The organism is Mesosutterella porci, from assembly GCF_022134585.1.
Classification (GTDB): Bacteria; Pseudomonadota; Gammaproteobacteria; order Burkholderiales; family Burkholderiaceae_F; genus Mesosutterella; species Mesosutterella porci.
Genome location: NZ_JAKNCT010000009.1, coordinates 46,327 through 57,929, shown reverse-complemented (window position 1 = coordinate 57,929; position 11,603 = coordinate 46,327). Strand labels below are relative to the sequence as shown.

Sequence of the window (11,603 nt, the reverse complement as noted above, 5' to 3'; positions counted from 1 at the left end):
GCTCACTTTCCTCCGGCGCGGCGGGTCCGGGAGCCTGGGGGATCGAGCTCCGGCAGCGTCGTGCCGCGGCGCGTGCCGTAGGTGAGGTTCACGCGGTCCGAGAGCAGAAGGTAGAGGGTCGCCACCGCGGCGAAGGCGGCTGAAAACGCGAGTCCCTGCCAGTCAACCGCGCCTTTGTATATCAGGCCCTCGGCGATGCCGGCCAGAGGCCCCAGCACCCAGACCACTGCGATGGCCTCGGCCTGGACGCGGGGGCGGCGCACCAGCGCGAGCCGCACGGCGACCCACCCGAAGAGCGCGACAAAGACCACGTCGGGAATGAGCGGTGCGAGGATCTGCCAGGCGGGCACGTCGACCCGGTAGGAAAGGAAGCGCGAGGCCTGAGCGGCGTCTATCGCCGCAAAAAGCACCCAGTAAAGGAAGAAAAAGACGAACGCGGCGTCCAGCAGCACGAGCGAGCCCGCAAAGCCGGACTTGCGGCCCCTGCGCTCGAGCGCGGGCGGGATCCTGCGACCCACCAGGTAAAGCACCCAGACCGGTATCGCCACTGCAAGAAAAATAAGCCCGGCCGAAAGCAGCGCCTGGGCGGTCGAGAAATGAACCATGTTGCTCACTTGTCCTTAAGGTTGTCGGGCACCGGACTCGAAAGCTCGGTGATGATGCCGCACTGGCGTCCAGCGACATGCCCATGGCAGCTGCCCTCGAGTTCGAGCAGCTTCTTCTTGAGGGTCTTCAGGCCGCTGATCTGGCGGTCCACGGCCGCGATCTGGCTGTGCAGCACGTCGTGGATGCGGGCGGCCTGCTCGGGGTTGCTGCCGTCGTAGGCGAGGATCTCATGGATTTCGGCCAGGCCCATGCCGAGCTTGCGGCAGTGCGAGACGAACTGCAGCTGCGAGTAGTGCCGCGGCCCGTAGGCGCGGTAGTTGTTCTCCAGCCTTGCCGGCGGATCGATGAGCCCCTGCGACTCATAGTAGCGGATGGTTTCCACGGGCAGCCCCGTGGCCTTGGAAAGCTCGCCGATTCTCATGGCGCCTCGCTCTTTTCTCAATACACCAAACCCTGAAGAAACTGCAGAGTTAATTGTTGAATCTTATCAGAGATGAGCGGGCGGCGAGAGCGCTGAGGTTAGCGGACGGCTTACGTCAGGGCTATACCTCTTAAGGGGAATAGCGCCGTTTGTCTCATATTGTAAACTGCTCAGGTGCCCTTTTTCCGGGCGTTTCGCCCGGGAGATGGCCGGAAACGTCCGGGCGCAGGGCTTTTTCCTAGAAGTGGCATTTCCCCCGCCCGGTCTCCCAAAAATATTCAAAGGAGCATTCAATCATGGCTGATGCCGTTACCAGTCCCAAAAAGAAGGTGGGCGTGGGTGCGTACATCGCGCTCATCTTCGCCTGCGTCTTCTTCTCCGGAGCTCTCGCCTCGACCCAATGGTGGGGCGTCTTTGACTTCACCACCCTCAACGGCGGCTGGGGCAAGCTTGTGTCCAACGTGACGATGGACCAGTCCGGAACGCTGCACACCGTCATGTCGAATCTCCGCGGCAAGGGCGGCTCGGGCGCGATCGACGGCTTCTGCTTCGCCCTCACCCTGGTGCCGACCGTGATGTTCTCGATCGCGATGATCACGGTGCTTGAGCACTACGGCGCCCTCGAAGCGGCCCGCATCCTCCTCACCCCGATCCTCAAGCCCCTGCTCGGCATCCCCGGCACCGCCGGCCTCGCCCTGATCGGCTCGCTGCAGTCCACCGACGGCGGCGCGGCCCTCACCCGGCAGCTGAAGGACGCCGGCCAGCTCACGGAAAAGGAGACGAACGTCTTCGCCGCCTTCCAGCTCACCGCCGACGCCCCGATCACGAACTTCCTCGGCTCGGGCTCGATCCTCTACACGCTCACCGGCGCGGACGGCAACCCGGTCATTCCGGTTTCCATTGGCGTCGGGCTTGGCATCATCCTGCTCGGCAAAGTGGTGGCCGCGCAGCTCATGCGGCTCTTCCTCATCCGCAAGGCCGGCAAGGCCTGATGCTGCTGCCCGTACTTCTTGAAAGCTGAAAAGGAATTCGAAATGACTGAAGAAAAGAAAGCGGCCGCACCGGCCAAAAAAGAGATGGTCACCGACGTTTTCGTGCGCGGCGCCTACCAGGGCTGGGGCATCGCCACCCACTCGATGATTCCGAACGTGCTGATGGCCTTCGTGATCATCAAGGCGCTCAACATCACTGGAATCCTCGCGCTGGTCGGCAAGGTCTGCGGACCGGTGATGGCGATCTTCGGGCTGCCGGGCGAAGCGATCATGGTGCTGCTCGGCGCCTGGATGTCGATGGGCGGCGGCGTGGGCGTCGCCGTGGCGCTCTTTGAGGGCGGCAAGCTCGTGGGCGCGGATCTGGGCATTCTCGCTCCTGCGATCTTCCTCATGGGCTCCCAGGTCCAGTACCTCGGGCGCTGCCTGGGCGTGATCGGCATCGAGGGCAAGATGATCCCGATCACCATGGCGATCCCGATCATCGTCGCCCTGATCTCCCTGTGGGTGATGAAGCTCATCGTCCTCGCAGCCTAAGGCGCGAATCGGACAAAAGCGAAAAAGGCCGGCTGCGGATCAAAACCTCAATCGGCCTTTTTTCGTACCCGCTGAGAGCACCTCGAGGGTGATAAATCGCAAATCAGTTTTATTTCTCATTTAGGTTGTTTTTGAGCCCGGCGGCCCGGCCTTGTCCGGCACCGTCTGGCTTCTGAGGATCTCTGCAATGACTTTGCTCGAAGACTATCTGAAGGATCTTGAACAGCTCGTCAATTTCGAGGCCGGCACCTCCAACCCGGAAGGCGTCACGCAGGCTGCACAGTACATGAAGAAGCTCTACGACTCCATCGGCTTTTCCACTGAACTCGTGGACCTCGGGCCCGAAGTGGGCCGGGGGCTGCTCGCGACCAACAAGCCAGGCGCCCAGACCTACGACATCATGCTCAACGGACACCTCGACACCGTGTTCCCGAAGGGCGAGGCCGCGCGCCGCCCCTTCCGCCGCGACGCTGAAAAAGCCTACGGTCCGGGCGTGCTCGACTGCAAGGCCGGCATCCTCTCCATTTTCTACGGGATTAAAAGCGCGAGGCCCGAGGACATCAAGCGGCTGTCCATCGCCGTGGCGATGAACCCGGACGAAGAGACCGGCTCCACGCACTCGACCGACTGGCTGGTGTCGATCGGCCGGCGCGCCAAGCGCGTGCTGATCTGCGAGCCCGCGCGTCCGAACGGCGAGCTCGTGCGCTCCCGCAAGGGCTCGGCCACCTACAGGGTCGAGTTCCACGGCCGCACAGCCCACGCTGGCAACAACCCTCAGGATGGCGCGAACGCGGCGGTCGCCATGATGCGCTTTGCCACGGCGCTCTACGACGAGCTCAACAACTTCGAGACCGGCACCACCGTGAACCCGGGCGTGGTCGAAGGCGGCAAGATCATCAACGCCATTCCGGACCACGCCATGGTGCGCATCGACACCCGCTACCTCTCCGACGCGGAGGGGCGCCGGGTCGGAGAGCGGATCGCCCAGCTTGCCGCCCAGACCTGGGTGAAGGGCGTCACCGCCACAACGAAGCGAGAGTTCTGGATTCCCGCGATGCCGCTTTCCGACAACGCGAAGGAACTCGACCAGCTTCTCACGAAAGCCGCCGCAATGGCAGGCTTTGAGGCGCACTTTGTCGACGCCGGCGGCGCGGCCGACGGCAACCACATTGCGGAGTTCGGCGTGCCGGTGTGCGACGGCTGCGGCCCGGCGGGCGACAACATGCATACCGACCGCGAGTTCCTCACGCTCCGCTCGGTAGAGCCCGCGGTGAAGATGCAGTCGAATCTCTACTCGCTCATCTGACCCGCGCCGGCGCCCTTTCCCCGCGGCGGCTGCGCCCGGGGAAAGAACGCCCCCCAAAAAACTCTGCGCCCGGCTGCGGCAGCCTCCTGCCCTCCGGGCGTTTTTCTGTGCCATAACAATCAGTAACAGGCGTCAGGCCTGCGCCTGCTGCAAATTTGGCAGGTCTGCGCCTTGACTGTAACAAGTCATTTCGACTATTCTTCGCAACGCCGTCTGCCCGTGTAAGGCGGTAGTGCCCTGTTCTGTGAAGGCTCCCTGAAAAGAAGTAGTCAAGCAGTCCGGGGGTGACCGGCCTGGGACTTTTTCCAGCGCCGGGACTGAAAGCCCGGATCAGAGGGGTTCCTGTCCTCCCTTCCGGTTTTTTCTCATCTATCTGTTGAGGCGACGCACTGCTGCGGACGGCAGCCTGGAGGTTTCCGCCATCCGGCCGCAGGCTCCGCCTTAATCAGGGAGAAATTAATGACTGAAACCAAAGTCGAACCGAAGCCAGAGAAAAAGGCTGCTGCGGTTCCCAAAGAGAAAAAGCTGACCATCGGCTGCTTTATTTCATTCCTGTTCGCCGTCATCCTCTTTGCGGGCATCTTCCACAAGGCGCCGGTCGGCTGGGAGTGGCTGCAGGCCCTTGACTTCTCGACCCTCATCGGCAAGTTCGGCAAGATCGCCGGCGCGGGCTCTTTCCGCGGAGCGGGCGGCGTCGGCGCCCGCGACGGCTTCCTGTTTTCCCTCACCCTGATCCCCGGCGTGATGCTTGCGCTCGGGCTCATCGACGTGCTCGCTCACTACGGCGCCCTGCGCGCGTGCCAGTTCCTGCTCACGCCGCTGCTTAAGCCGATCCTCGGGCTGCCCGGCCTCACCGGCCTTGCCCTGATCACCGACCTGCAGTCGACTGACGCGGGCGCCGGCCTCACCAAGGGCCTCTTCGACAACGGCCTCATCCGCAAGAAGGACCTGGTCGTGATGTGTGCCTGGCAGTACGCGGGTGCGGGCATGCTCAGCAACTACCTCACCACCGTGGTGGGCGGCCTCATCGCCTACTTCCTCGTCCCGATCTGGATTCCGCTCGTGATCATGCTCTGCCTGAAATTCGTCGGCGGGTTCCTTGTCCGCCTGATCTTGAACACTGTCTACAGGAAGGATTTCGCAAATGAGTAACGCACCTGTCGTCGAATCCAACAATCCGTTCGATATCTTCATCGGCGGATGCCGCAAGGGCCTGAACCTCGGCCTCTACAACCTGCTGCCGAACGTGCTGATGGCGTTCGTGCTCACCTACATGCTGAACATCTTCGGCGTCATGCAGTGGATCGGCAACACGTTCGGACCCGTGATGGCCGTTTTCGGCCTGCCGGGGAAGGCGATCACGGTGCTGTGCGCCACGTGGCTGTCCTGCGGCGCGGGCGTGGGCGTCGCGGCGAGCCTCGCCACCGAAGGCGCCCTTACCCCCCATGACATCACGATCATGATCCCGGCGCTGCTTCTGATGGCCTCCCAGATCCAGTACATGGGCCGCCTGCTCGGCCTCACGGACTGCCCGAAGAAGTACTGGCCGATGCTGATGGTGAACTCCATTCTCATGGCCTGCCTCGGCATGTGGCTCATGAACTTCTTCGTCTGATGCTCTGAAAGAAGCTTTCCGGACCGCGGCTGCGATCCGGAAGGGTACAGGCGTTGAAAAGGCGGCCGAGCGGAATTCCGCTCGGCCGCCTTCTTTTTTGCCTTTTAGAAATTCCGGCGGGACATGAGGGGCGGCGGGAATCCGAAGCCCGCCGCCTCAGAGTGCAGAGAAGCCTTCAGTCCGCGAGATCGCCCAGGATCTCGGACTCGGAAAAGAGCGCCGTCGCGCCGCCCGTGTGCAGGAAGACCACGGTGGAGCCCTTCGGGATTGCGCCGCTTCGGATGTCCTCGAGCATCCCGTGGAAACCCTTTCCGGTGTAGACCGGATCGGTGAAGATGCCCTCGGTGCGTGCGAGCAACCTGATGTCGGCATTCGCCGCAGAGCTCGGCCGCTCGTAGCCGGGCTTGAAGAAATCAAAGCGAACCGTGAAGTCGCCGGGCTGCACCTTCTCTTCCGGCATCCCCAGCAGGGCGAGCACGTCGCTGGCCAGCCGCGCGATCCCCGCAGGATAGGAGCCGGGATCCTTGCGGCCCACCGTGTAGCCGCGGATCGAGACGTCCGAGGCGCCCGTCATCGCCCGCCCGGCCGCGAGGCCCGCAAGCGTGCCGCCGCTGCCGGTGGCAAGGCACAGGTAGTCGGGCTTCAGGGCAAGAGCCGCCGACTGCTCCATGAGCTCCACAAAGCACTCCGCGAATCCCGCGGCCCCGCGGGGGGTCGAGCCCCCGACCGGAATGTCGTAGACCTTATGCCCCTCGGCCGCAAGCCGTCTGATGTGCTCGTCAAAGAGCGGCCTGTTCGCCTCCATCGTCTCGCGGGTGGAGCGCCCGAGCGAGGGAAGCACATGGATTTCAGCCCCGAGGATTTTGTCGAGCAGGAAGTTCGCCCTCGCGTCGCCGGGCTTCGGCTCCACGATCGCCCCGAGGTAGAGCACGGGCCGCAGTCCGCACCGCCTCGCGGCGGTCGCGGTCTGCATCACGTGGTTCGACTGCGTCGCCCCGTAGGTGAAGACGGTGTCGCAGCCCTGCTCGATCGCGTCCTTCATGAGGTACTGGAGCTTGCGCACCTTGTTGCCGCCGAAAAGGCTCACGCCGGAAAGATCCTCGCGCTTGATCCAGAGATCGACCCCGAGCTCGCGCGAAAGCCGCTCGAGCCGGTGAAGCTTCGTCGGATAAAAGCCCAGCGAGACGCGCCCGAGCGCGTCGAGCCGCTCGCGGCATTCCTTCAAAGTAAGCGCCATGGGCCTGCCCTCCTTTTTCATGGAAATGAAAGAAAAGAACCTGAGCCCATTGTAGGGACAGCGGCGCCCTCTTTTCCAGCGCCCCGGAAAAGAAGAGCCCCTTCCGGGGCCTTTCAGCCCCTGCCCCCGTCCAGCTTCTCAAGCGGGGCGCCCGCCATCAGAGTGCGGGGTGTCGCGAGCTTCTCGAACCTGATCGAAACCGCGCCGTTTTTCTCCACCTGCAGCACCTCTCCCTCGCCGAAAACCTTGTGGCGGACGCGGTCCCCGGGGGCGAGCCACGACTTTTTCTCGGGCTCGCCGGTGAGGAAGCGCTCCTTGTAGGCAAGGGCCTCGCGCGCCGCCTCCTCCTCGCCCTCGGCAAGCGGCCGCACGAGCCTCAGCTGCGAGCGGTCGAGCTCGAAAAAGAACCGACTGGGATACCGAAAGGCGCTGCCCTCGGTGGTGCCCTGCGCATGCATGAGCACAAGCAGGTCCTTCGCCCTCGTCATGGCGACATAGGCGACGCGCCGCTCCTCCTCCATCTCCTCGACCGTGCTCGTGCGAGCGCTGGGCAGGATGCCTTCCGAAAATCCCCAGACGTAGACCACGGGAAACTCAAGCCCCTTCGCGGCGTGGATTGTCATCAGCTTCATCGCGGGCCCCTTCTGCTCGCCGATGTCCTCGGCGAAAACCGAAGCCCGCTGCAGAAACTCCGAGAGCGAATCAGGGTTGTCGGCGTCGGACTCGTACTGCGCGATCGCCTGGCGGAGCTCCGCGATGTTGTTGAGCCTCTCGTCCTCGCCCGAGAGCTGCAGGGCGGCCTCATAGCCGCTTTCGGCCATGACCATGTTGAAAACGTCGGAGACCCGGCGGCCCGGGGCGGCCGCGCGGCATTTTTCCATCGCCTCGACGTAGGCGCGGAGCGGCTTCGTGGCGAAGGGCTTTTCGCCGATGTGCCCGAGCAGCGCCTCGTAGAGCGTCGCCCCCTCGGCGCGGGCGATGGCCTTGAGCGCCTCGGCCTTCTTCGGCCCGAAGCCTCTTTTGGGGGCGTTCACGGTGCGCATGAACGCGGCGTCGTCGGCGCGGGTCATCATGCGGATGTAGCAAAGCGCGTCCTTCACTTCGCGGCGAGCGTAGAAGGCGACGCCGGACCACACCCGGTAGGGGATCCCCGCCTTCACGAGCGCCTCCTCTACCGCGCGCGAGCTCTGGCGCGTGCGGTAGAGCACCGCGAACTCCTCCCAGCCGCGGCCCCGGCCGTGCAGGTAGCCGAGCGACTTCACGAGCCAGGCGAGCGCCTCCTTTTCAGTCTTCTCGCCGTCGTAGACCACGCGGGTCGGGCGCGCAGGATCGCTGTCGGCGCGCACCGGGCGGCCCGCGACCGGGAAGCGGTCGCGGTTGTGCGAGATCAGGGAGTTGGCCGCGAGCACGATCGAAGGCAGTGAGCGGTAGTTCTCGAGCAGCCGCACCGTCCTGCAGTGCGGGTGACTCTTCGGAAAGCGCAGCATGATCGCGGGCGAGGAGCCGCGCCAGGTGTAGATCGTCTGATCAGGGTCGCCCACGACAAAGAGGTTCTTATTCACCTCCGAGAGCAGGTTGGCGAGCGCGGCCTGATCGTTGCTCACGTCCTGGTACTCGTCGACCATGATGTACTGTAGCCGCTCCTGCCAGCGCCTGCGCACGGATTCGAAATGGTCGAGGATGTAGAACGTGGTCCAGATGACGTCGTCGAAGTCGAATCCGAAGATTTTCCGCTCGGACCAGAGGTAGCCGTAGAAGACCTTCTTTGAAATGTCGGGACTGGCGAGAGCCTTGGCGCGAAGCGCCTCGGGCGAAGTGCTGACCAGATCCTTCACGTAGTTCGAGTCGTCCTTGAAGTTTCCAATCACGTCCATCGCGGCGGAGAACTTGAGGAGATTGCCCGGAATGGCGAAAGTCTCGTAGACCTCGGCAAGCAGGTCCGCTTCGTCATCCTCGTCGATCACGACGAAGTCCTTCGGAATGCCGACCGCGTAGCCCTCGTCGCGCAGGAAGCGCACGCAGAAGGCGTGGAAGGTGCAGATCTGCCCGAGGTCGAGGTCCCCGGTCATCGCGCGGATGCGGGCCTTCATTTCCTGCGCGGCCTTGTTGGTGAAGGTGACGCAGAGGATGTTCTGGGGGTTCACGCCCAGGTCGCGCACGAGGTAGACATAGCGGTGCGTGAGCGTGCGGGTCTTTCCCGCGCCGGGGCCCGCAATCACGCAGACCGGCCCCTCGGTGGTCTCGACGGCTTCCCGCTGGGCGGGGCTGAGCGTTTCTGGCAGCATGAGGCGCGAGCGTCCTGACAAAAATAGAGTCGACGGAAAACAAGAGCCTAAGCGCGCCCGAAGAAGCCCGAGGAGCGCCGGCTGTCCTGATTTTAAGCGCTAGGGGAAGTCCCCGCCCTCCCCGGCCGACGCATCGAACCGGTAAAGCGCGAGCGCCCGCCCCGCGGCATCAAGCCGCACGGCAAAGCGCGGACGATCCGAAAGGGCGTGCAGCGCGGCGTCAAGAAGCGACGGAAGCGGCCGCAGAAGCGGCTCCGGAAAGTCTGCCCCGGAGCCCTCCACAAGCGAGCGCTCTAGGGCATTTATCGCCTGCAGAAGGGAGCCGGGCCCTTCGAAGGCCGGAGCGGCAGGAAAAAACACACCCGCTTCGGGCCGGGCGGGATCGGCCAGACCGCGCAGGACGCAGGAAACCTCGCCGGAAGCCTGAGCCCCGGAGCTCAACGCCTCGCGGGAAAGCTGCGACGCGCGCCGCAGCGCAAGAGGCTTCCATGGGGCGCGCGAGAGCGCGAGAAGCGCCCCGGCCGCGTCATAGGCCAGCCGCTCGCCGAGGCCTCGGGCGCATCCCATGGGAAGTCCCCCGGAGCCGTAGCCCAGAGCCTCGGGCAGGGCGGCTTCGGACAGCTGCGAGCTCTGAAGCGGATCGGCCGCGAGCTCGAAAAGCACCGGGGAGCCGCCGCTGGAGCCGGGAGCGCCCGGCAGCCGAAGCGCCGCCGCAAACGGCACCTCGAAGGCCGGGAAAGCGACGGGAGTCTCCAGGAAAAAGCGCCTTTCGCAGTCCCTCACGGGGGAGACGAGAAGGAAAGGCAGGCCGCAGCCCGGAGCCCGGAAGCCGATGAGGACGGGCGAGGCGGCAAACACCGGCACGGGGGCGCGGGAAGGCGCGCTGCCCTCGCGCGCGGCGCGCCCCGCCGGGCGCCCGGCCGGCTTCCTGCCGCGGGAAGGCCGATGCGCCTCGGCCCCGGCCGCCCCCCGAAGGATCCCCGCCGCCCGCAGCGCGAGAAACGCCGCCGCCCCGGCAACCGCCGCGGCCGAGACCGCCAGCCAGAAAACCATCTCTCCTTCCATCGACTCTGCCCCCGACTTTTTCTGTTTCGCGGCCGGCCTCGCCCGGCCCGCCTTTCATTTTCCCGCTTCGCCGCTAAAATACTCTTCATGCGCATGAAACCGGGCGCTTCGCCCGGCCGGAGCTGCGCCCTGCCCCATTATCAACGATAAGGCCCATGCTCAAAAGCCCCCGCGATACCCTCACGCTCGAAAACAGAGTGCAGATCCCCTGCCTCGGATTCGGCACCTGGCAGATTCCGGAGGACGAGAGACTGTCTGAATCGCTCGCCGCGGCGCTCAGGCTGGGCTACAGGCACATCGACACGGCCTCGATCTACGCGAACGAGCAGGGGATCCGCGAGGCGATCCGCGCGAGCGGCGTGCCCCGGCGCGAACTCTTCATCACCGACAAGGTCTGGAACACGGACCGCGGCTACAGCTCGACGCTCGAAGCCTGCGAGAGAAGCCTCGAGCGGCTCGGCACCGATTACCTCGACCTCTACCTCATCCACTGGCCCGCGATCCACGGCGAGACCACCACCTGGCAGGCGCTCAACTACGGAACCTGGCGCGCCCTTGAAGAGCTCTATGCGAAGGGGACCGTGCGCGCGATCGGGGTGTCGAACTTCATGCCGCACCACCTGGTGCCGCTGCTGGCCCGGGCGAGGATCCGTCCGATGGTGAACTCGATCGAGTTCCACCCCGGCTACATGCAGCTGCCCGCGCTACGCTTCTGCCGCGCGCAGGGCATTGGAGTGCTCGGCTGGGCCCCGCTCGGCCGCGGAGCCCTGCTCGCCAACCCGGTGCTCGCCCGGATCGCCCAGGAGCACCACCGCACAGTGGCCCAGGTGTGCCTGCGCTGGAGCCTTGAGCATGGCGTGCCCCCGATCGTCAAGAGCGTGAACGCCGCCCATCTCGAGGAAAACGCCAGGATCTTCGACTTCACGCTCTCGATGGCGGAAATGCACGCGATCGACGCCCTGCCCCCGGCGGGCTTCTCCGGCCTCGATCCGGACCACGTCAGCTTTTGACGCTTCTTGGTGTTTTCCCTGGCAATCTGAAAAAGCCTTTTACATTCAACAGGCTGGGGGTACTGCTGCGGTTCTTCACGGTATACCGGGAAAGGCTGGTACCCACAGCCCTGATTTCAACACAGCGGCATAGTCTGGAAGGCTTCTCCATGGAGACAGGTTCCTTCCGGGGAAAATTGACTTGATTTTCAGTACAAAATACCCAAAGTCTCTGAAGCCGTATGCCATTCGCTTGAGCACTTTGATCGCATTGTTCGCTCCTTCAAGGGGGCCGGTACCCCGTTTGAACTTCCCGGCATTGACAATGCCTTCTGCGCGGCGGCCGAGCATTTTGGCAAATCTCCATGCCGGACTGAAATCATGTTTCTCAGCTGCAGCCTCCAGCAGTTTTTTTGTTTTTTGTAATGCCTCACGAGCCAGAACCTCCGAACGGCAGCACCATATTCTTCGGATTAAATCGGCAATCGGGTAGAGGGAAGCCAGCAGCTCGTTGTCGGCCTTCAGACGGTTCAACTGCTTCTGTCTGTCGACC

General features: G+C 64.3%; 11 protein-coding genes and 1 pseudogene. 6 read left to right on the top strand and 6 right to left on the bottom strand.

The window, feature by feature from the left end:
- Window positions 1–2 precede the first annotated feature (2 nt).
- A complete protein-coding gene (locus MAF45_RS08110) occupies window positions 3–614 on the bottom strand; it encodes a hypothetical protein (RefSeq protein WP_237979136.1) in 612 nt (203 codons plus the stop codon).
- Window positions 611–1,027 (bottom strand): MerR family transcriptional regulator, encoded by a 417-nt coding sequence (locus tag MAF45_RS08105; protein ID WP_237979135.1) that lies wholly within the window; start codon window positions 1,025–1,027, stop codon window positions 611–613. The genes MAF45_RS08110 and MAF45_RS08105 overlap by 4 nt, the downstream gene beginning before the upstream one ends.
- Window positions 1,028–1,323: 296 nt before the next feature.
- Here MAF45_RS08105 and MAF45_RS08100 point away from each other — a divergent pair, with 296 nt between their 5' ends.
- The 5 genes from MAF45_RS08100 (at window position 1,324) to MAF45_RS08080 (ending at window position 5,474) form a co-directional block, all read left to right on the top strand.
- Window positions 1,324–2,019: a nucleoside recognition domain-containing protein gene (locus tag MAF45_RS08100; protein WP_237979134.1), complete on the top strand. Its 696-nt coding sequence runs from the start codon at window positions 1,324–1,326 to the stop codon at window positions 2,017–2,019.
- Between the two features lie 42 nt (window positions 2,020–2,061).
- Window positions 2,062–2,553: a YjiG family protein gene (locus MAF45_RS08095; RefSeq protein WP_237979133.1), complete on the top strand. Its 492-nt coding sequence runs from the start codon at window positions 2,062–2,064 to the stop codon at window positions 2,551–2,553.
- A 187-nt stretch (window positions 2,554–2,740) separates the two neighbouring features.
- Window positions 2,741–3,859, top strand: a complete 1,119-nt coding sequence (locus MAF45_RS08090) for a M20 family metallopeptidase (protein WP_237979132.1) — start codon at window positions 2,741–2,743, stop codon at window positions 3,857–3,859.
- Between the two features lie 459 nt (window positions 3,860–4,318).
- Window positions 4,319–5,011: a hypothetical protein gene (locus MAF45_RS08085; RefSeq protein ID WP_237979131.1), complete on the top strand. Its 693-nt coding sequence runs from the start codon at window positions 4,319–4,321 to the stop codon at window positions 5,009–5,011.
- A complete protein-coding gene (locus tag MAF45_RS08080; protein WP_237979130.1) occupies window positions 5,004–5,474 on the top strand; it encodes a YjiG family protein in 471 nt (156 codons plus the stop codon). Before MAF45_RS08085 ends, MAF45_RS08080 begins: the two co-directional genes overlap by 8 nt.
- 175 nt (window positions 5,475–5,649) lie before the next feature.
- Here MAF45_RS08080 and MAF45_RS08075 read toward each other — a convergent pair whose 3' ends face one another.
- The 3 genes from MAF45_RS08075 to MAF45_RS08065 all read right to left on the bottom strand — a co-directional run bounded on the left by MAF45_RS08075 (window position 5,650) and on the right by MAF45_RS08065 (window position 10,061).
- Window positions 5,650–6,711, bottom strand: coding sequence for a 1-aminocyclopropane-1-carboxylate deaminase/D-cysteine desulfhydrase (locus tag MAF45_RS08075; RefSeq protein WP_237979129.1), 1,062 nt, complete (start codon window positions 6,709–6,711; stop codon window positions 5,650–5,652).
- Between the two features lie 113 nt (window positions 6,712–6,824).
- A complete protein-coding gene (locus MAF45_RS08070; RefSeq protein WP_237979128.1) occupies window positions 6,825–8,996 on the bottom strand; it encodes an ATP-dependent helicase in 2,172 nt (723 codons plus the stop codon).
- A gap of 99 nt (window positions 8,997–9,095) precedes the next feature.
- A complete protein-coding gene (locus MAF45_RS08065; protein ID WP_237979127.1) occupies window positions 9,096–10,061 on the bottom strand; it encodes a hypothetical protein in 966 nt (321 codons plus the stop codon).
- A gap of 155 nt (window positions 10,062–10,216) precedes the next feature.
- On the opposite strand from MAF45_RS08065, the gene MAF45_RS08060 reads away from it, so the two are divergent.
- Window positions 10,217–11,071 carry an aldo/keto reductase gene (locus MAF45_RS08060; protein ID WP_237979126.1) on the top strand — a complete coding sequence of 285 codons (855 nt, stop codon included), beginning with the start codon at window positions 10,217–10,219 and terminating at the stop codon, window positions 11,069–11,071.
- A gap of 165 nt (window positions 11,072–11,236) precedes the next feature.
- On the opposite strand, the pseudogene MAF45_RS08055 reads toward MAF45_RS08060, so the two are convergent.
- Window positions 11,237–11,584: pseudogene (locus MAF45_RS08055) on the bottom strand (transposase); the annotation flags it as partial.
- Between the last annotated feature and the right edge of the window lie 19 nt (window positions 11,585–11,603).